At 57.7% G+C, this 19,354-nt stretch carries 17 protein-coding genes and 2 pseudogenes; 12 read left to right on the top strand and 7 right to left on the bottom strand.

Translation table 11 applies throughout. The features are described 5' to 3' along the window. Window position 1: 1 nt before the first annotated feature. From SULPSESMR1_RS22005 to SULPSESMR1_RS25125, 5 genes are all read left to right on the top strand, one after another. Window positions 2-2,263: a TonB-dependent hemoglobin/transferrin/lactoferrin family receptor gene (locus tag SULPSESMR1_RS22005; RefSeq protein ID WP_240311377.1), complete on the top strand. Its 2,262-nt coding sequence runs from the start codon at window positions 2-4 to the stop codon at window positions 2,261-2,263. 77 nt (window positions 2,264-2,340) lie between these two features. Continuing rightward, window positions 2,341-3,174: a heme acquisition protein HasA gene (locus tag SULPSESMR1_RS22000; RefSeq protein ID WP_240311393.1), complete on the top strand. Its 834-nt coding sequence runs from the start codon at window positions 2,341-2,343 to the stop codon at window positions 3,172-3,174. Between the two features lie 12 nt (window positions 3,175-3,186). Next, window positions 3,187-4,989 (top strand): type I secretion system permease/ATPase, encoded by a 1,803-nt coding sequence (locus tag SULPSESMR1_RS21995; RefSeq protein ID WP_089423199.1) that lies wholly within the window; start codon window positions 3,187-3,189, stop codon window positions 4,987-4,989. Next, a complete protein-coding gene (locus SULPSESMR1_RS21990; RefSeq protein WP_089423198.1) occupies window positions 4,982-6,292 on the top strand; it encodes an HlyD family type I secretion periplasmic adaptor subunit in 1,311 nt (436 codons plus the stop codon). Before SULPSESMR1_RS21995 ends, SULPSESMR1_RS21990 begins: the two co-directional genes overlap by 8 nt. A 178-nt stretch (window positions 6,293-6,470) precedes the next feature. Beyond that, window positions 6,471-6,773, top strand: coding sequence for a hypothetical protein (locus SULPSESMR1_RS25125; RefSeq protein ID WP_157729095.1), 303 nt, complete (start codon window positions 6,471-6,473; stop codon window positions 6,771-6,773). Window positions 6,774-6,868: 95 nt separating this feature from the next. Here the strand turns inward: SULPSESMR1_RS25125 and SULPSESMR1_RS25120 are convergent. Next, a pseudogene (locus SULPSESMR1_RS25120) lies at window positions 6,869-6,970 on the bottom strand (IS6 family transposase); the annotation flags it as partial. Between the two features lie 156 nt (window positions 6,971-7,126). Between SULPSESMR1_RS25120 and SULPSESMR1_RS21980 the strand changes: the two are divergent. Then, window positions 7,127-7,384: a WGR domain-containing protein gene (locus tag SULPSESMR1_RS21980; RefSeq protein WP_089423196.1), complete on the top strand. Its 258-nt coding sequence runs from the start codon at window positions 7,127-7,129 to the stop codon at window positions 7,382-7,384. Beyond that, a complete protein-coding gene (locus tag SULPSESMR1_RS21975) occupies window positions 7,381-7,665 on the top strand; it encodes a DUF6429 family protein (protein WP_434223024.1) in 285 nt (94 codons plus the stop codon). Before SULPSESMR1_RS21980 ends, SULPSESMR1_RS21975 begins: the two co-directional genes overlap by 4 nt. A 358-nt stretch (window positions 7,666-8,023) precedes the next feature. Here SULPSESMR1_RS21975 and SULPSESMR1_RS21970 read toward each other — a convergent pair. After that, a pseudogene (locus SULPSESMR1_RS21970) lies at window positions 8,024-8,216 on the bottom strand (IS5/IS1182 family transposase); the annotation flags it as partial. Between the two features lie 263 nt (window positions 8,217-8,479). Between SULPSESMR1_RS21970 and SULPSESMR1_RS21965 the strand changes: the two are divergent. Genes SULPSESMR1_RS21965 through SULPSESMR1_RS21945 form a run of 5 tightly spaced genes read left to right on the top strand, consistent with a single transcriptional unit; the run spans window position 8,480 to window position 14,016 of the window. Then, complete coding sequence (locus SULPSESMR1_RS21965) at window positions 8,480-10,465, top strand: TonB-dependent receptor domain-containing protein (protein WP_089423195.1); 1,986 nt, start codon at window positions 8,480-8,482, stop codon at window positions 10,463-10,465. A 26-nt stretch (window positions 10,466-10,491) separates the two neighbouring features. After that, window positions 10,492-11,382 (top strand): siderophore ABC transporter substrate-binding protein, encoded by an 891-nt coding sequence (locus SULPSESMR1_RS21960; RefSeq protein ID WP_089423194.1) that lies wholly within the window; start codon window positions 10,492-10,494, stop codon window positions 11,380-11,382. A gap of 3 nt (window positions 11,383-11,385) precedes the next feature. Then, the gene (locus SULPSESMR1_RS21955) at window positions 11,386-12,333 is read left to right on the top strand and encodes an ABC transporter permease (protein WP_089423193.1); all 948 of its coding nucleotides are present in this window, start codon (window positions 11,386-11,388) and stop codon (window positions 12,331-12,333) included. Beyond that, complete coding sequence (locus tag SULPSESMR1_RS21950) at window positions 12,323-13,267, top strand: iron chelate uptake ABC transporter family permease subunit (RefSeq protein WP_089423192.1); 945 nt, start codon at window positions 12,323-12,325, stop codon at window positions 13,265-13,267. The genes SULPSESMR1_RS21955 and SULPSESMR1_RS21950 overlap by 11 nt, the downstream gene beginning before the upstream one ends. Then, on the top strand, window positions 13,264-14,016 hold the full coding sequence (locus SULPSESMR1_RS21945; RefSeq protein WP_089423191.1) for an iron ABC transporter ATP-binding protein: 753 nt from the start codon (window positions 13,264-13,266) through the stop codon (window positions 14,014-14,016). Before SULPSESMR1_RS21950 ends, SULPSESMR1_RS21945 begins: the two co-directional genes overlap by 4 nt. 667 nt (window positions 14,017-14,683) lie before the next feature. Here the strand turns inward: SULPSESMR1_RS21945 and SULPSESMR1_RS21940 are convergent. The 5 genes from SULPSESMR1_RS21940 to SULPSESMR1_RS21920 form a co-directional block, all read right to left on the bottom strand. Then, window positions 14,684-15,085 carry an RcnB family protein gene (locus SULPSESMR1_RS21940; RefSeq protein ID WP_089423190.1) on the bottom strand — a complete coding sequence of 134 codons (402 nt, stop codon included), beginning with the start codon at window positions 15,083-15,085 and terminating at the stop codon, window positions 14,684-14,686. 173 nt (window positions 15,086-15,258) lie between these two features. Further along, window positions 15,259-16,656 (bottom strand): FAD-binding oxidoreductase, encoded by a 1,398-nt coding sequence (locus SULPSESMR1_RS21935; protein WP_089423189.1) that lies wholly within the window; start codon window positions 16,654-16,656, stop codon window positions 15,259-15,261. Between the two features lie 29 nt (window positions 16,657-16,685). Continuing rightward, the gene (locus SULPSESMR1_RS21930; RefSeq protein WP_089423255.1) at window positions 16,686-18,353 is read right to left on the bottom strand and encodes an acyl-CoA synthetase; all 1,668 of its coding nucleotides are present in this window, start codon (window positions 18,351-18,353) and stop codon (window positions 16,686-16,688) included. 26 nt (window positions 18,354-18,379) lie between these two features. After that, window positions 18,380-18,775, bottom strand: a complete 396-nt coding sequence (locus SULPSESMR1_RS21925) for a rhodanese-like domain-containing protein (protein ID WP_089423188.1) — start codon at window positions 18,773-18,775, stop codon at window positions 18,380-18,382. A gap of 3 nt (window positions 18,776-18,778) precedes the next feature. Continuing rightward, window positions 18,779-19,348 carry a peroxidase-related enzyme gene (locus SULPSESMR1_RS21920; RefSeq protein ID WP_089423187.1) on the bottom strand — a complete coding sequence of 190 codons (570 nt, stop codon included), beginning with the start codon at window positions 19,346-19,348 and terminating at the stop codon, window positions 18,779-18,781. Window positions 19,349-19,354: the final 6 nt, after the last annotated feature.

Genomic DNA, 19,354 nt, shown 5'->3' with positions numbered 1-19,354 from the left:
GTTGTCCGGCACCGGTCTGCAATTTCAGATCAGCGGCACCACCGTGACATTAAGGGGCGCAGGGCAGGTGAACGCGGCGGAGGGGGGCAATGAGGATCTGCAACTGGGTACGATTATCCTGCCGCCGGGTACAGACCGGACCATCGTCTCAGGGTCTGGCTACCAGGGCACCCCCGATTGGGTTTACAACACGCCGGAAAGTGTGAGCGTTCTCAGCAAAGATGCGATAAAAGACTCGCAGCCACGGGATTCGGGCGACCTGTTTACCGGAATGGCTGGTGTTGCCACCGCCGGAGCGACCCAGAACCCCGGGATCAGCGTTAACATTCGTGGCCTTCAGGACCAGAACCGTGTCACGTCCACAATCGACGGGGCACGGCAGAATTTCCAGCTGGGCGGGCATGGATATACCTCGAATGTCTATGTTGATCCGTCCTTGCTACGCATGGTCGAGGTCGAGAAAAGTGGCACCACAGGCGTCGGCGCAGGTGGATCGCATGGCGGTGTGGTCAACTACCGTACGGTGGAAGCCGACGATATTCTTGAACCAGGCAAGACATACGGAGGAGAGGTCAACCTTTCTTCCGGAACGAATGAATACAAGTTCAACGGCACAGCCGCTTTCGCAGCACAGGTCACGGACACTGTGGATGTCCTCGCCGCCCTCAGCCATAAATCGCTTGGAGCCTATGATATAGGGCAGAATGGCGCCGTTCCCGCAGGTGTCTCTGATATCTATGACGAGGCCAACGGCGAGGCGGTCTTTACAGGTTCTGACACCTGGTCCGGCCTGCTGAAGGCAGGATGGGACATAGCACCCGATCAGCGACTTACATTCGGGTTCGTCGGATATGACGCCGAATTCACCACCAGTACAGTCAACGCTGATTACAAGAACACAAACCACGTGCGGAACTTGACCGGAACGCTGACCTACGACTGGACGCCAGCCGATCCGCTCGTCGATTTGCATGCGCGGCTTTGGTTCAATCGCACCGAAAACGAGCAATATCGCGAAGCACGATCAGGTTATGGTGCCTTTGATGTCGGATATGCGATCGACAGCCTTGGTGTGAGCGTGGAAAACACCAGCCGGTTTTCCCTCCCGTCAGGAGAGGTAGCGCTGCACTATGGCCTCGAAGCGTTCAAGGATACAACGGCAACTGCTGTCGTGAACTATGATGAAGATGATGCGGGCAACGATTCGTGGTACACGGGGCCAAACCCTAACGGTGAGCGAACTCTTTTCAGCGGCTTCTTGCGCGCGACCTACGAACAGTCCAACGTGTTTGAGGCATGGCTTGGCGGACGCTATGATTATTATGATCTATCAGGGCAAACGTCCTACTATGGGTGTTTGGAATTAGATCCAAGGGGGCGCTGCGCCAGAAGCGATCGGGTCACCCTGTCTACGGATGTGGGTTCGAATGGCGGGGCCTTTACGCCGGAAATCGGTGCCGCCTGGACCATACGAAACGGCTTTCAGCTCTTCGGCCAGTACTCGGGAGGGTACCGTCCTCCAAGCATGGCCGAAGCTCTTCTGGGTGGCGCGCATATTGGCAACATTCTTAGATATGCGCCGAATCCAAATCTGAGGGCGGAAACCTCCCAGAATTGGGAAATCGGTGCGAACTTCTCTTATGACAATATCTTCCGTGACGAAGATGCCTTCCGCCTGAAAGCGACAGTGTTTGACCGCAGAGTTGATGATTTCATTGCACTGGGCTTGGTCAGCGGAACGCCAGATTATGATAACGCCCTTGAATTCGGAGGGTTCCAGTATGTCAATCTGGACGGACCAACAACATTGCGCGGGCTGGAGCTTGAAGGCAATTACGATGCTGGATCCTTCTACTTCGGCGCATCGTTTACACATACAAAGGGTGATTACCCAAGCACCTACAACAGCGATCCCTGGGGCAACGGCAACCCGTCGTTTCATCAGGTCTATTATATTTTTGTCGCGCCTGAGTATAAAATCTCGCTTGATGCCGGTTTGCGTCTGGTTGACGACCGGCTGAAACTCGGCACCCGCGTTACGCATATCATCCCAGCCGAACAGCAGGGACTGAACGCGATGGCCTATAAGCCGGAGACTTACACAACAATGGATCTCTACGGAACGTATAACCTGAGAGAGAACGCAACGCTCCGGTTCGCAATCAACAACGTGACCGATGTCGCCTATGTCGATCCGCTGAACTCGGCCGACTTCCTTGGGCCGGGCCGAACGGCAACAATCTCGCTCAATATGCGGTTTTGAGCAAACCCTTTCGCAAGCTTTCCGCCAGCTGAAAACCGGCATTCGACGAATGCCTTCATGAGCGCACTTTGAAACAAGTGCCGCACGAAAAGGAAAGTAAAATGACAACTATCAACTACAATGGCGCAACCGATTTTGTCGCCGCACTCGAAGACTTTGCCGACTTCTTTGACAGTCAGTATTGGGGGTTCTTCTCTGGGAACCCGACCGATTTTGTCGGTCGTGAATTTGCAATTGCAGATTCGGCCGCAACCACACCTGTCTTTGTCGGTTCTGCCGATACCGTGGTAATCGGTTCTGGCGCGCCTGACGGACTACAATACACATTCAACACCCATACGCTGGATGGGTCAGTGGACAGTGTGAGATTCGGGAGCGGTTTGAGCTATGATTCCGGTTCGGATACGTTTTCACAAACCTCAAACGATTTCGAGATTTCAGATCTTGGCCTGAACGGGTCCGGATCCGGGAATGTCGTTCACAACGTTGTTTACGGCATGATGCAAAGCGATCCCACCGCATTGCTGCAAGAAATGGTCGACGACAATATCACCGTCAACGGCAGTACGGGTAGCGATGTTCTCTACGGCTTTGAGGGCGATGACACGCTTGCAGGCGACAGCGGTGTCGATACCTTCGTGTTCGATCTTGATGCGCTCGACGGCTTTGGCATAACGCTGAGTTCCATCGGCAACGACACCATCACCGACTTTGATGTCGCTAATGAAGTCATCGAAATCTCGCTCAATGACGAAGACTACGACACGTTTGCCGAACTCGATATCAGCTATTCCGATGGCGATGCAGTGATCGACCTCGGTGATTATGGCACGATTACGTTGGACGGGGTCGCGGAGGATTCCCTGACTTCCGATAACTTCTTGTTCACAGATGATGCCCTCGCGGCATAGCAGAACCAAATTATGAAAACGTCCAATGGGCTGGAGCCGTCGCGATCATCGATCGCGGCGGCTGCCACTGCCCTGAAAAAAATCTTGCTCGGCATCGCCGGAATCAGCGCTGTGATCAATCTACTGACCCTGACAGCACCGCTGTTCATGTTGCAGGTCTATGACCGGGTGATCCCAAGCCAAAGCATCCCGACGCTGCTCGGTTTTGCGGCACTGGCGGTCATGCTCTATACGTTTCAGGCAATTCTGGAGATCCTGCGTGCCCGCACGCTTCTGCGTCTCGGTGAAGGAATGGACGCATATTTGTCTCGTGACGTGCATATGGCCGTGGTGCGGAAGCAACTGCGTTCAATCGAGACCAACAGCAGCATGCAAATACAGCGTGATCTTGATAATCTGCGCAATTTCCTTGGCAGTCAGGGGCCGTCTGCTTTCTTTGATTTGCCGTGGCTACCGATCTATCTGGGGCTTTGTTTTCTTCTACATGTCTGGATCGGTGTGACAGCACTTATCGGCGCCGTTATCCTCATCGCGCTGACCTTGCTGACCGCGTTTCTAACTGACCGTCCCGCGCGCGCGACAGTGCGGTTTGGCAATGATCGCATGGCAGCGCTTGATGCTGCTCGGCGCAATGCCGATAGCGTTCTGGCAATGGGCTTCGAACGACGCCTTGAGCAACGTTGGCAGCAGATCAACCGCGACTACCTGGCCCTCAATCGCCGAACAGGCGACGTTTCGAATCTGCTCGGGGGTATATCGCGCGCGCTGCGCATGATGCTGCAGTCGGGAATCCTTGCGGTGGGTGCCTGGCTGGTTATCGAACAGGAAGCGACCGCCGGCGTGATGATTGCAAGTTCCATCATGATGGGGCGTGCGCTGTCGCCCGTCGACAAGGCGATTGCCAATTGGAAAAGCTTTACGGTGACGCGTCAGGGTTGGTCACGGCTCAAAAGCGTAGTGGAGGACTGTCCCTTGAACACCAAAGCCGTGTCACTTCCAACACCCAGTCAAAACCTCGAAGTCAGGAATCTTGCAATCGCCGCGCCAGGAGAGCGCAAGCCTTTGGTTCAGGGGGTCTCGATGACGCTTCAGGCCGGAAGTGCGTTGGGTATCATCGGGCCAAGTGGGTCAGGGAAATCCTCACTTGCGCGTGCCTTGACCGGCATCTGGCCCACGCTGTCTGGCTCCGTGCGACTGGATGGTGCCAAAATTGATCAATGGACGCCAGAAGCACTTGGCCCCAGCATCGGCTATCTCCCCCAAGGGGTTGAGCTTTTTGACGGAACGGTTGCCGAAAATATCGCCCGCTTCGATCCAGAGGCCCGCAGCGAAGAGGTGATCACCGCAGCTCGAGCTGCAGATGTCCACGAGTTGATCTTGCGCCTCGAACAAGGCTATGAAACCCGTCTTGGTGAAGGTGGGCTTGCACTTTCGAGCGGTCAGCGGCAGCGCATCGGGTTGGCCCGCGCGCTTTATGGTGCGCCATTTCTCGTGGTGCTTGACGAACCTAATGCCAATCTCGATGCCGAAGGAGAAGCGGCGGTGACACGCGCGGTGGCTGGTGTCAGTGAACGCGGCGGCATTGCGATCATCATTGTGCATCGTCCGTCAGCAATAGCCGCCACCGATCACGTGCTGATGATGAGCAATGGCCGGGTTAAGGCGTTCGGTTCACGAGATGAAGTGCTTGGCAAGGTTCTCAAGAAACGGCCATCGGGCGGTGGTCAAATAGGCCAATCAGTGGCGGCTGTAAGTTATCTGGTGCCACGCGCGTCCGAATTAAGCATGAAACCTGACGGGCCGGACGATGTCTGAAAAGACCCGTTTTGATCCCGAAACATCCGTCCGGCGTCATCTTTTGATTGGTGGGCTTGTCGCAGCGGGTATGTTGTTTGCGATCGGAGGTTGGGCCGGTGTAACCCGTCTGTCCGGTGCCGTTATCGCCAATGGCAGCTTCGTGGTGACCTCCTATGTCAAGAAGGTCCAGCATCCCGATGGGGGCGTAGTCAAAGAATTACTTGTACATGAAGGCCAACAGGTCGCGGCGGGCGACGTTCTGTTACGGCTGGACGCCACGCAGACCCGGGCCAATCTGGCCGTGGTGCGCAAGCGTCTGAATGAGCTGGAAGCCCGACAAGCGCGGTTAGAAGCGGAACGGGACGGATTGGACTCTATCAGCTTTCCGACAACGCTGACGAACCAGCAGCAAGATCCGGACATAGCACGCGCGCGGTTCAGTGAAGCACAACTTTTCAAATTCCGCAGTGAAACCCGTAAGGGTGAGAAAGCGCAGTTCCGCGAACGCATCGCACAATACGAGATGCAGATCACCGGCCTCAAGGCGCAACAAGATGCCTATGCGCATGCCATCGCGGTGCTTGATGGCGAACTCACCGACCTGCGCGGTTTACAGGTGGACGGCCTGGTTACTGTAGTTCGCATGAATGAGCTGGACCGCGAGGCGGCAACCTTTCGCGGTGAACTCGGTAAAGCCTTGGCCGGGCAAGCAGAAATTGCGGGTATGATTGCCGAAACGCGTCTTCAAATCATTCAGATCGAAGCCGACATGAGGGCCGAAGTTGGCGAGGAACTTCGGGATATTCAGGGACAGATCGGTGAGTATGTCGAGCGGTACGCTGCAGCGAAAGACCGGCTCATGCGAATTAATCTCGTTGCCTCGCAAAATGGGGTCATTCACGAACTTGCGGTTCATGCCTCTGGTGCCGTGGTGTCTCCGGCCGAGACTATTATGATGATTGTACCGTATCAGGACGAACTTACCCTCGAAGTTCGGGTTGAGCCGGCTGATATAGATCAAATTCATCTCAGGCAAAAAACAGTGCTGCGTCTGTCTGCCTTCAATCAGCGAACAACGCCCGAGCTCAATGGTCGTGTCTCTCGCATTGCAGCAGATTTGACAAAAGATGAGGCAACGGGGCTGAGCTACTATCGCGTATGGATTGCGCTTCCACCAGAGGAAATGGCGCGGCTTGAGGATCTTGCCCTCATGCCGGGAATGCCGGCAGAAGCCTTCATTCAAACCGGCGAAAGAACCGCTCTTTCTTACGTCTTCAAACCGCTGTCTGATCAGATCAACCGCGCCTTCCGAGAGGAATAATAGTTCCTTTTTCTGAACACCTTAGAAGCCGGAATTCGGGTTTTAGCGTAATTCCAGCACAGAACAACTGTAGGTGCTCAGTGACAATCAACACCCGGTGGGTATCATTATAGGCTCTAGCTGGGTCTACAACAAATCGTTCTGGCGAGGTCTGCCCGAAGAGACCCGCGCAATCTTGATGGAGCAGATGATCCTTTCGCTGGCGCGGATGGAGATCGGCTATGAGCAGCAGGGCAACGAGGGGCTGCATGGCGGACGGATGGAGGGCGTCGAGGTCGGCGCCCCCGAAGCGGACCTGGCCGCCGCGCTGGACAGCTACAACACCAGCTTCTTGCAGGATCTGCCCGCCAACGCCGCCGAACGCTTCCGCATCGATCCGCCAGACGCCTGCTGGCCGAGTTCATGGAGAAGCAGGAAACTTGGAAGGCCCGCCTGGCCGAGGTGGATATCTTGGACCAGGATGCCATCATCGCCCTTCTGAACGAGTATATCTTCTCGAAGGTGGATATCGCCACCTACGGCATGGCAGACTGAAGGGAAGGGGCCCCGATCCTACGGCGTCCCTATCAGCATCCACAGAAATCTCTGCGCCTGTCGGGCTGATTTGAACCGCCCGTGGATTTTTTGTCGTTTCCGCGTTGGCCTGCGCGATCCTTCGATCCGATTGTTCAAGCCTTCATCCAGGAGAACCTCGCTGACAAGGCTTCGAGGCTCGGCGTACCGGTCATGAAGTTCGAGAAGTGGGCGTGAGCCCCCTTCACCTTGTGGGGAAATCAAGGTGGAAGCATGATCTTCCAACTGATATTGTGATACGGAAGCCCGCTGGATCACGATATGTTCGATACCATCGCTCAACTGGAAACCTTCCCGACAGACCTGCAGATGCGGCGGATCGATCCTGCCTGCAATATGCGGCGGTTTTACGGCATGAGTATTCAGCCTGATCTCTTTGGTGGCGCCAACCTTGTACGTGAATGGGGCCATATAGGGGCTCATGGGCAGATGATGATTGAGCAGCATCCGGATGAAGGGCGCGCCGTTACCGCGCTGATGAAGCTCGCCGCGGTAAAGAAGCGGCGGGGATATGCATGAAGCCCGGCGACACTGCACAAAACCGGCCCAAACAAGAAAACGAGGGGAAGATGGCACTCGACACCGACAAAATCGATGATGCGGCGCTGGCGATTCTCAGCCTCACGTTGCACTACGGCGATCAGATCTGGAAGGGGGTCGATTGGGCCATCACCGACCGGCTCCATGACAAAAGTCTGATCGAGAATCCGAGGTGCAAGGCGAAATCACTGACATTGACGCCGGAGGGCATTGAGCGCGCGCGGGCAATTCTTGAACGGGAATTCAGGATGGCAGAGTGATCCAGGCTAAGCAGGGCGGGCTGACAATGTGGCTATCGATGCAATACAGGACGAATTTGAAATTCGCTGCAGTTGCAACATGCGCTGACCTAAGTGGCGGCAATGCGGAAAGAGTGGGGTTTGCAAGTTCTGGGAACTCCCGTGGCGGCACCGGACACACCCGGCTAATTCCAGCCACTCCGAAAAAGTGACGTGCGGCAGTGTGGCAGCACCGGAGCGACTGTCATACTTGCTGATCCGAAGTTCACTGGGCGTCGTTGGCGTGGCGGACTTGGCCACTATTTTGCTACCGTTACATTGGATCGGCGTTGGTGCATTACCCCGGCCTGAGGTGTGATTGTCTCTTTCCCCGCTGACGTCAGGCCACGCGGACGATCTCGGCTTTGCCGAGGGCGTTGAAGCGGTTCATGAGGGCGATACGGATGTGGATTTGGGCGGTCCGGGTCTCTCGCGGCGATGCGCTCGCCGAAGGATTTCAGACGGCGCATCCTCGCCTCAATCCGGCTGCGGGCATGGTAGCCTGTCCAGCGTTTCCCGAACGCCCTGCCGTACCCTGTAAAGTTGAGCTGTCCACGGCCACGTGGACTGTCAACTCAAAGCTCAAGCGACTGACGCTTTCGCAAGTGTCGGCCTGACGCGGATCTGTTGATGGCGTGGGTGCCCTTCCGACGGCATCCACGCCATCAACAGAGTCTATCAAAGCCGTTAGAGATATTTCCTTGAAATTCCCGACAGTTTCACTAAGAGAAGGGGCAGGCAGCGATGGAGTATTCCCGGCAACCTAAAAATCTATTACTTTTTCGGGAGATACGGGGTGAAGAAATCGCATGCATTGGCCTGTCTGGCTGTCGGACTGGCACCGGCCGCGGCCGTCGGGCAAAGCAACGAAGACGGGGCATTTTTGGGCACGATCGTGTTGACGATGCCGACGGTTCCTGGTCTTGAAGAAGATGAGATATCGGTCACCAGTGAAGGCCTTGCGCTGAGCAATCCCGCAGATCTGTCGGAGATGTTTGTCGCCGAGCCGACGATTTCGGTCGGCAGTTCCATCCCGATGTCGCAAAAGGTTTATGTCAACGGGATCGAGGAAAACAACCTTGCCATCACGATTGACGGCGCGCGCCAGAACAACAGGGTCTTTCACCATAACACGACAACGCTGATTGACCCCGCATTGCTGAAATCGGCACGGATCGATCCAGGTGTTGCGCCTGCAGATGCAGGTCCGGGTGCATTGGGCGGCGCGCTGGCGTATGAGACCAAGGACGCGGCCGATCTGCTGTTGCCAGGTCAGAACTTTGGCGGACGCTACAAATTCGAATACGATAGCAACGGCGACATCTTTTCCAACGGCATCACGCTTTACGGGCGCGAGGGTGGGTTTGAATACCTTGGCTTTTTCAAAGTCGCCCAAGGCGGGTTGCGCGAAGATGGCAACGGGATAAACATCGTGGGATCGGGCACCGATCTGCTGAGTGGTCTGGGCAAGATTGCTTATGAAACTGAATCAGGTGATCGGGTCGAACTATCCTACGAGCGGGTGATCGACGACGAAAGCCGCCCCTATCGGGCCAATATCGGCGCAATCGTCGGAGGCAGACCCGTCCCGCCAACCCGGCCCTATGAACTGGACCGGACCAATATCATCCTCAGCTACAGCACCACGTCGCCCACAGCCATGTGGGACCCCACCTTCCGGCTTGCCTATAGCGGGACCGAGCTTTTCAACGACGAAAGCAAGCTGTCCACCGCCCAGACCATCCGGGGCGAGACGACAAGCCTGAACGGAGAAATTTCCAACCGTTTCCAGCTTGGCTGGGGCGAGCTGAACGCCGGTCTCGATTTCTACTCGGACAAAGGCGATATGGACTATATGGATCTCGCGGGCGGTGGACTGGACGAGTTTTCCGAGGAGAAGCTGAGCAGTATCGGCGTGTTTGCACAGGTCAGAATGGACGCCGGGCCCCGTTCGCGTCTGTCCTTTGGTGCGCGCGCGGATTTCCAGAACTTTGAAGGCACGGACGGGTCCGAGCAATCGGAGTCGGGCGTATCAGGCAACATTTCCGGTGAGTTCGACGTGACCGACCGGTTCACAGTAAGCGCAGGGTACTCGCATGTGTGGGGCGGTCTGGAACTGGCTGAAAACTACATTCTCAACTCCGGCTGGACCTATCCGACAGAAGGGATCACGCCCACGACCGCAGACAACATCTACCTGGCGGCAAACTATGCGATCGGAGCATGGATCGTCGACGGCAAGGTGTTTGCCACCGACATTGATGACGCCCGCGCCGCAAGCTACAGCGTCGGGCCTGCGGAATCAGTGGACGTCGCATCACGCGGCTTTGAGTTAGGCATCGGTACGGCATGGGAAGGCGGGTTTTTTCGCGCTGGGTTCGCGCGTATCGACACCGATATCAACGGACGTCCGGCAGATTCCTACACGGGCAACTACCTGACCATGCCGATGGGTGATTTCCTCAAATTTCAGGTGGCGCACCGGTTGGACAACGGTCTGCTACTGGGTGGTGATGTCGAAGTGGCCTTTGACTTCAAGGACACCTACGATTCCACCACCGGCGGACGAGGTCCGGTCATTGATGGTTATACGGTCGCCAATGCGTTTATGGAATACTCTCCATCTCAGGTGAAGAACCTGACCCTGCGCGCAGAGGTCAACAACATCTTCGATGAGAATTACGCCAGCCGCGCGACCTATGGTCAGGAATTCGTGGGAGAGGTCGAGCCTCTGTTCGAACCCGGTCGTTCCATCCGGTTGAGTGCAGAGATCGTATTTTAATCAGGCGGATCACAAGGAAGCGTTTCATGCTCAGAGCGATTGGTTTTCTGATGTTTCTCCTCTCGGTTCCGGCCAATGCCGAAACCGTCGCGGTAGAAACTTTTGCGGGGCGCATCGTAGCACCGGTGCTGCCGGACAGGATCGCCGTGTTCGATCTGGCAGCACTGGACAGTCTGACCGCGTTGGGCGTGCAACCTTTTGGCTTGATCAGCCGTGTCTATCTTCCCTATCTGGAAGACGCGGCAGTTGGCACAGTGCCAGTCGGATCATTGTTCGAGCCCGATTTCGAAGCGGTCTTTGCAATGTCGCCCGACCTTATCATTGCTGGCGGGCGCAGTTCCGAACAGGTGCCTGAACTTGCGCGCATCGCGCCAACGCTGGACATGACGATCTGGGGCAATACCGTCGAAGAGGGTCTGGCGCGGCTGGCGGCCTACGGCCAGATTTTTGACAAACAGGCAGAAGCCGAAAGTCTGATCACCGACTTCAACAACAAACTATCCAAGGTCCGCGCAGCCGTTTCAGGTAGCGGTCGGGCGTTGATCGTGATGACCAACGGGCCGAAGATCAGCGCTTATGGTGCGGGCGGGCGGTTTGGCTGGCTGCATGATGCTTTGGAGTTGCCCGAAGCGGTCGAGAGCGTGGAAAAGGCAACACACGGAGAAGCCATCAGCTTTGAGTTCATTCGCGAAGCCAACCCCGACATCCTGTTCGTGATCGACCGCATCGCGGCCATAGGGCAGGACAGCGAAAGCGCCAGTGCAACACTGGATAACGTGCTGGTTCACGAGACGACCGCGTGGAAAACGGGGCAGGTCATACACCTGAGTGCCGGCCCGATCTATCTTGCAGGGGGAGGCATTCAATCCATGACCCTGACACTGGACGAAATTCTGGCCGGCCTCAAAGATAGGTAGACGATGGCAATTGCACTTGGCCTGACGCTGATCGTGTTGTCGCTGGCATCTCTTTTTGTCGGCGTCATCGACATCTCTTGGGCGGCACTGGGATCAGACCCCGAAGCTCTGCAACTGATGGCGATCAGCCGCGCACCACGGACAATTGCGGTGGTGATTTCGGGCGGGGCGTTGGCGGTGAGTGGTGCGATCATGCAGATGCTGGTGCGCAACAGATTTGTAGAGCCGATGACAGCGGGTACAGGGCAGGGGGCCGCGTTGGGTATCTTGCTGGTGACCTTATATGTGCCTGCCGCCTCTATTCTGGTGAAAATGGTAATGGCGTCGTTTACGGCACTGGTCGGGGGTGCGGGATTTCTGGCCATCGTCCACCGATTGCCGCCTACGCAACCCCTGCTGGTTGCACTTGTCGGGTTGATCTATGGCGGGATTATCGGCGCTTGTGTCACGTTTGTCGCCTATCAGGCCGATTTATTGCAATACGTCGAAATATGGATGAATGGAGAATTCTCCGGTGTCTTGCAGGGGCGGTATGAATTGCTTTGGCTTGTCGCGCTGGTTGCAGGGCTTTGCTATTTGGCTGCCGATCAGTTTGCGATTGTCGGCATGGGCCGTTCGGCCAGCATCAATCTGGGCTTAAACTACACCCAGACGATGATCCTAGGGCTGTTGGCAATTTCTGTGGTGACCGCGCTGACTGTCGTCACCGTGGGCATGATCCCTTTTGTCGGGCTGGTCGTGCCCAACATCGTTTCACGGTTGGCTGGTGACAATCTGCGCCACAGCTTACCGCTGACTGCAATGAGCGGAGCTGTACTGGTTCTGGCAAGTGACATTCTGGGGCGCATCGTGCGCTACCCTTATGAAATTCCGGTGGGAACGGTGTTCGGTGTCATCGGTGCCGTCTTGTTTTTGTGGTTGCTCTATGCGCCTAAACGTCATGCCTCATAAACGGATTTGCGTTCTTGCGCTGCTGCTTGGCGTTTGCGTTGCCGGCTATATGCTGCTGGGGTCGCGGGGCAATTGGGCATTCGTGCTGTCGTTTCGCGGCAATAAGCTGGCGGCTTTGCTACTTGTCGCCATGTCAGTTTCAACGGCGACCGTCCTGTTTCAGACCGTGACTCAGAACCACATCCTTACCCCTTCGGTAATGGGGTTTGATGCGCTGTACCTGCTGATCCTGTCAGTGTCGGTTTTCACGCTTGGCGCGCAAGAGTTTGTCCGCCTGCCCGAGACAGGGCAGTTTCTGCTGAACACCGCACTGATGATGGGGGTGGCCCTGATCCTGTTCGGAACCCTGCTGGGACGGGCGCGAAGCGACATGTTTCGAATGATCCTGACGGGGATAGTATTTGCAGGACTGTTCCGCTCGATCACGGGGTTTATCCAGCGCATGATTGATCCCAACGATTATGTGGTGGTGCAGTTCAGCTCTTTTGCACGGTTTTCCAGGATCGACTTCCCGCTGCTGGCCATCGCGGCCACTCTGACCTGTGCGGCTCTGCTTGCGACTTGGAGAATGCGGCACGGGCTCGATGTACTCGCGTTGGGGCCGGATACCGCCATCAATCTGGGCGTAGACCCGCGTAGGGGGATATTTCAGGTTCTGGTCATTGTTTCGGTGCTGGTTTCGGTCTCGACTGCTTTGGTGGGGCCGCTGGCCTTTCTTGGCCTGTTGGTGGTCAGTGTCGCACGCCAGATCACGCCGACAGAAACGCACGGTCTGTTGCTTCCCTCGGCGGCTTTGGTTTGCGCGATCACGCTGGTCGGTGGACAGCTTGTGTTAGAGCATCTGTTGAATTTGAGCACGCCGCTGATCGTCGTCGTCGATGTGATCGGTGGTCTGGTTTTTCTGGGTCTTTTGTTGCGGAGAAAACGCAGATGATTGTGATCACTGATCTGAACCACGACAGGGACGGTGTCGCGACGCTGTGGAATATCAATCTGTCCATCGATAGGGGCGGGGTGACCGCGCTGATCGGTCCGAACGGAGCCGGAAAGTCAACGCTGCTGTCGTTGATGTCCCGCCTGCTGCCCATTCAGCGGGGAAAGATTATGGTGGACGACCTGCAAATAGGCCGTTGTCCCAACGACGTTCTGGCCCGCAAGCTGGCCATACTGCCGCAAAGTAACGACACCGCGCCTTTGTTGACGGTGCGCGAGCTGGTCAGCTTTGGCCGCTACCCCTATCACAAGGGACGACCCGACCAGCGTGACCGCGAAAAGGTCGAGGAAGCGATCCTTGCCCTTGGGTTACTGCCGCTCGCAGAGCGGCGGTTGGGCAGTCTATCGGGTGGCCAGCGGCAACGCGCACAAGTGGCAATGACCTTTGCACAGGATACAGATTATGTCCTGCTGGACGAGCCTTTGAACAACCTTGATATCTCCGCGTCGCGCGCGCTTATGGCGGTGTTGCAAGACTTGGCACTGCGCCACGACCGGGCCATCGTGATCGTGCTGCACGACATCAATTACGCAGCTGCCTATGCTGACCGGATCGTCGCGATGAAAGACGGGCGGGTCGTGGCAATGGGGGCGCCCGGGGAGGTCCTGACCGAATCCATACTTTGGGACGTTTTTGAGACAAATCCAAAGGTTCACCGGATTGGCACCAAGGTCATGGTGGAGGTATAGGATATACGAAGTTGGACAACGCCGTTAGATTTTTGGGTGTTGCGCTTGAGGTGCCGTACCTCGGTCGAACTGTATTACCGGCGAAAGCCGGGACGCAATAGCGAGACGGCCCATCCGGTTGGTCAATGGCTAGTTTACTTCCAGCCCAATAAGTTGGTGCGGTGTGGTCCGGTAGAAGAGATCAGACATGTCACAGCCCGCTTGTTGAACGAAGAATTGGGCTGCTTGGCCAAAATCAATGGGTACTGACACTATGGAGAGCCTCCGCGATTTGCCGGATCGTAAAGGGTTGGTCGATGCGGGGTTGGCAAGTTGACACCTGAAAGTCCATTTGTTGCACAAATGGTGAGCTACCTAGTGAGCAAATGGTGATGGTCATAGTAGACAAATGGTGGAACTTCTAATATGCAACCTGTGTAAGGAACCAGACCCCTCACACGGGATGTTTTCCACAAAGCTCGTAAGGGAAGCGCCGGTCCATGAATGATACAGAAGACTAGGCCACTGGCGTCAAGCGAAGCGTCAGGGTCCGGGCGGCCCGCATATCACCCTGGCCATAAGCCACCAACAAGGTCTCATCGTCACAGTCTCTCATGGTATCCTGAGGCATTGGACGGATTCGCTGGTTAGTTTGGCGAAGATCCGACCGCCCCTGCCGTTACTCAGATCAACGCAGTGCAGACAGCGCACCGATCACCGCAGCGACAACAGCGGTCTCTGTCGAGATCTTATAGACGTCGTTCTCATAGTGAACGTAGCGATAGCCGCGGCCAGGATCGGGCAGATTGTAGTCGCGGAAGTTCGCAAAGGACTTGTAGCCTTCCTGCATACGCTGTCCGGGCGCGAAGCGACGGGCACTGGACTTGGGCGCTTGCTTGCTGGTCTCTTGCTTCTTGACCTGCCCAGGGGCGGCCTGCACCGCATTTCCACGGTTGTTACTATCTTTCTTCTGAGGTTCAGCCTGCACCACGTCGCCGCGGTGGCTGTTATCTTTCCTCGGAGGGTCAGCCTGCGCTGCGCCTGACAGGGCGATCATTGATACAGTGACGGCGAGAATGAAACGTTTCATGGCCATTTCCTTTCGGCTTTGCTTTTTTGCTTAGATGAACGTTATACGAAGCTCGAGGAGCTTTCTGTCGCTCCGCTTCATGGCTGCCGCGGAAAATGGTCGCCGCATTCAAATGACGGATCGACACAAAAAATTTTGCAGGCAAGTGATTTGGTGGCGGAAGTCGTGTCCTTTTAGAGATCGAACAGGCGCCCGCGATTTAGAATCGCTTTAGGGTCAAGAATACGCTTTATTTGTCGCATGACGGTCAGTTCGTTCGGGCTGCGCGACAACCCCAGCCACGGCTTCTTGTCCACACCAATCCCGTGTTCGGCCGAGATCGATCCGCCATATTCGGCGGTCAGGGCATAGAGCTTTTCCAGCGCGGCGGCTTTGTGTTGTGTTGTGAAAACATAATGCAGGTTGCCGTCGCCCAGATGGCCGAACATGTAAAATCCGGCATCGGGGTCAATCTGGCGCAGCGCGGTCTGGCTGGCCTGGGCAAAGGCCTCGATCCGGTTCAGCGGAATGCTGATATCGCCATTGGCCACACCATCAAGCCCGCGCACGAAATCGGCAGCACCATCGCGGATGTCCCAAAGGGTGTCGAATTCACGGTTGGATTGGCTCACGATGGCATCCAGCGCCAGATCATCCTCCAGCGCCTGCATCAGGACCTGGGTGAACCGGTCGGCCACGGCGGGGCCTGCGTCGGCGGACTGACATTCGATCAGGACGTAAAACGGCGCGGTCGTGCCCAACGGGGGCTGGCGGTTCTGGTGGGCACAGATGCCGAAATAGGTGTCTTTCCACATCACCTCGAAGGCCGACACCACGTCGCCCAGCCCCTGTCGCGCCCGCTGAAGCAGCGCCAGCGCCGCAGGCAGTGACGGCAGGGCCAGCAGCGCGTTCAACTCTGTCTGCGGGCGGGGGTGCAGGTGAAGCAATGCGCGGGTGACCACGCCCAGCGTGCCCTCGGCGCCGATGAAAAGCTGGTTCAGGTCATAGCCGGTGTTGTCCTTGGCCAGACCACGCAGCGACGACAGCACCGTGCCGTCTGCCAGCACGGTTTCCAGCCCGGCAACCTGCGCGCGGAACATGCCATAGCGCAGCACGCGGATGCCACCCGCATTGGTGGCGATGTTTCCACCGATGGTCGCGGTCCCGCGCGCGCCGATGTCGACGCCAAAGAACAGACCGGCGTCCTGCGCCGCAACCTGCACCGTCTGCAACGGCGCACCGGCCCCCGCCAGCACGGTGGCGCTGTCCATGTCCACGGGACCCACGTCGGTCATCCGTTCCAGCGACAGAACCGCCTCGCCCTCGGCAATGCGATGCGCACCGGACAGCCCCGTGCGCCCGCCCTGGATCACCAGCGGTTGCCCCGCGTCGTGACACAGCGCCAGCGCGGTTGCGGTCTGGGCCGTGTCCGCAGGGCGCAGGACAAACTGCGGGCTGGCGGAGAGCCGGTCGCGGCGGTCTTCTTGATAGCGCGGGTCGATGGCGCTGCCCGTCAGCAGAGCCTCGGGTGGCAGGGCGGATGCCAGACGGTCCACAAGGCCGGTGTCGGGCAGCGCGGGGGTGTCTTGCATCGGGGTCTCCTTTGGATGTGATGCGCAGGTCAGCTGGCCATCGCCTGTTCGGCCAACAGTTTCGCCCGCGTGCGCAGCACGAATTTTTGCACTTTGCCGGTCGAAGTCTTGGGCAGTTCGTCGAACACCACCTTTGCGGGGCATTTGAAGTGCGCAAGGGTTGCGCGGCAATGGTCCATCAGGTCGCTTTCGTGAATCACCTGTCCGGTGCGCAGTTCGACAAAGGCCACGGGACGCTCGCCCCATTTGGCGTCGGGCATGGCCACGACTGCACAGAGGGCCACAGCCGGATGGGCAAAGATCGCGTCCTCGACCTCGATAGACGAGATGTTCTCGCCCCCCGAAATGATGATGTCCTTTGAACGGTCCTTGAGCTGGATATACCCGTCGGGGTGCATCACGCCCAGATCGCCGGTGTGAAACCAGCCCCCGGCAAAGGCCTCTGACGTGGCGGCGGGGTTTTTCAGGTATCCCTTCATCACGACATTGCCGCGCAGCATCACCTCGCCCAGCGTTTCTCCATCGCGCGGAACAGGCTCCAGCGTCTTGGGATCGCGCACATCGGCCTGGGACAGCGACAGAAAGCGGACGCCCTGACGCGCCTTGTAGGCGGCCTGATCCGCCAGCGGCAAGGCATCCCAGCTGTCCTGCCAGGCGTTCATGACCACGGGGCCGTAGGTCTCGGTCAGCCCGTACATATGTTGCATTTCGAACCCGGCAGCTTTCATCGCCTCCAGCACGGCGGCAGGGGGCGGTGCGGCAGCGGTGATAAAGGTTGCCGTGTGGGCAAAGGGTGTCTTGTCGGCATCGGCGGCGTTCAACAGTGTCGTCATGACGATCGGCGCGCCGCACAGATGGGTGACGCCGTGGTCCGCGATCAGATCATAGATCGGTTTGGCACGGACCCAGCGCAGGCAGACATGGGTGCCCGCCTGAACCGCCACGCTCCACGAAAAGCTCCAGCCGTTGCAATGGAACAGCGGCAGCGTCCACAGATAGACGGGGTGCCGCCCCATCTCGCCATGGATCACCATGTTCAGTGCCATCAGCGCCGCACCGCGGTGGTGGCAGACGACCCCTTTGGGGTTGCCGGTGGTGCCAGAGGTGTAGTTCAGGGAAATCGCGTTCCACTCATCGCGCAGGGGCGGTGCCACATAGTCAGCCGACCCCGAGGCCAGCAGTGCCGCATAGTCCATGATCCCGATCAGCGGCCCTTTGGGATAGGGGGCATCGTCGGGGTAGGCCGGATCGTCATAGTCGATCACGACAGGCAGCGCGGAGGATGTCATCAGGCTCAGGGCTTCGGCGGCCAGATCCGAAAACTCGCGGTCGACGATCAGAACCTTGGATTCCGCATGGTCCAGCTGAAAGGCGATGGCACGGGCGTCCAGACGGTAGTTCAGCGAATGCAGAACCGCGCCCTTGGCCATGGCGACACCATAATGCGCCTCGATCATCGGCGGCGTATTCGACAACAGCACCGAAACCGTGTCCCCGTGACCGATGCCCAGCCCGACAAGGCCCGAGCCCAGCCGCACGCAGTTTTCCCAAAGCTGGCGATAGCTGATCCGGTCCGGCCCGTGGATCACCGCCACACGCTCGGGATAGGTCAGCGCCGCCCGTTCCAGGTAGGACAGGGGCGACATCGGTTGGTGGTTGGCCGGACAACGGTCCAGATCGGTGTCATAGATGCTCATGCGCGGAGATCCCTGGTCTGTGTGCATCAACGTGCCCGCTTTTGCAGCTCGCCGACAGGGTTGCCGTCAGATTTCCAGCCGCTGAATCCGCCGCGCAGGCTGCGGGCGTCCAGACCCATTTCCTGCGCCACTTTTGCGGCCAGCAGCGACCGCCAGCCCGAGGCGCAATAGAACACATAGGTTTTGCCCTCGGCAAAACGCGGCTTGTGATAGGGGCTGGCCGGATCGATCCAGAACTCCAGCATCCCGCGCGGGGCGTGAAAGGCGTCGGGGATCATGCCTTCGCGTTCCAGTTCACGGGGGTCGCGGATGTCGACCATCACGATATCCTCCGCACCAAGTTGCGCGGCCATATCCGCAGCGTCGACCGAGGTCACACTGGCATCGGCTTCGTCGAGCATCTGTTGGTATCCAATGGCCATGTCCTAGCGCCCCATGTTGTAGAATTCAGCGTTGGGTTTCATGCTGGTCAGGTTGGCCAGCCGGTTGGACATGCCGAAAAACGCGGTGATCGCGCCAATGTCCCAGATGTCTTCCTCGCTGAACCCATGTGATTTCAGCGTTTCCACGTCGGTCTCGTCGACCTCGTAGGCGCGGGCCGAAACCTTCATGGCGAAATCCAGCATTGCACGCTGGCGCGGGGTGATTTCGGCCTTGCGGTAGTTGATCGCTACCTGATCGGCAATCTGGGGGTCCTTGGCGCGGATGCGCAGGATCGCGCCATGGGCGACCACGCAATATTGGCACTGGTTGGCGTTCGACGTGGCCACCACGATCATTTCACGCTCGGCCTTGGTGATGTCACCGGGTTTGTCCATCAGGGCGTCGTGATAGGCGAAAAAGGCGCGGAATTCTTCCGGTCTGTGGGTCAGCGTCAGAAAGACGTTCGGCACGAACCCCGATTTTTCCTGAACCGCCAGAATGCGGTCGCGCAGATCCTCGGGCAGGTCCTTGATCTCGGGCACTGGAAAGCGGCTGATGGATGTGTTGGTCATGGTTGT

The sequence above is a fragment of the Pseudosulfitobacter pseudonitzschiae genome, assembly GCF_002222635.1.
GTDB lineage: Bacteria > Pseudomonadota > Alphaproteobacteria > Rhodobacterales > Rhodobacteraceae > Pseudosulfitobacter > Pseudosulfitobacter pseudonitzschiae_A.
The sequence above is the reverse complement of the archived record's forward strand: the minus strand, read 5'-3'. Positions and strand labels throughout refer to the sequence as shown.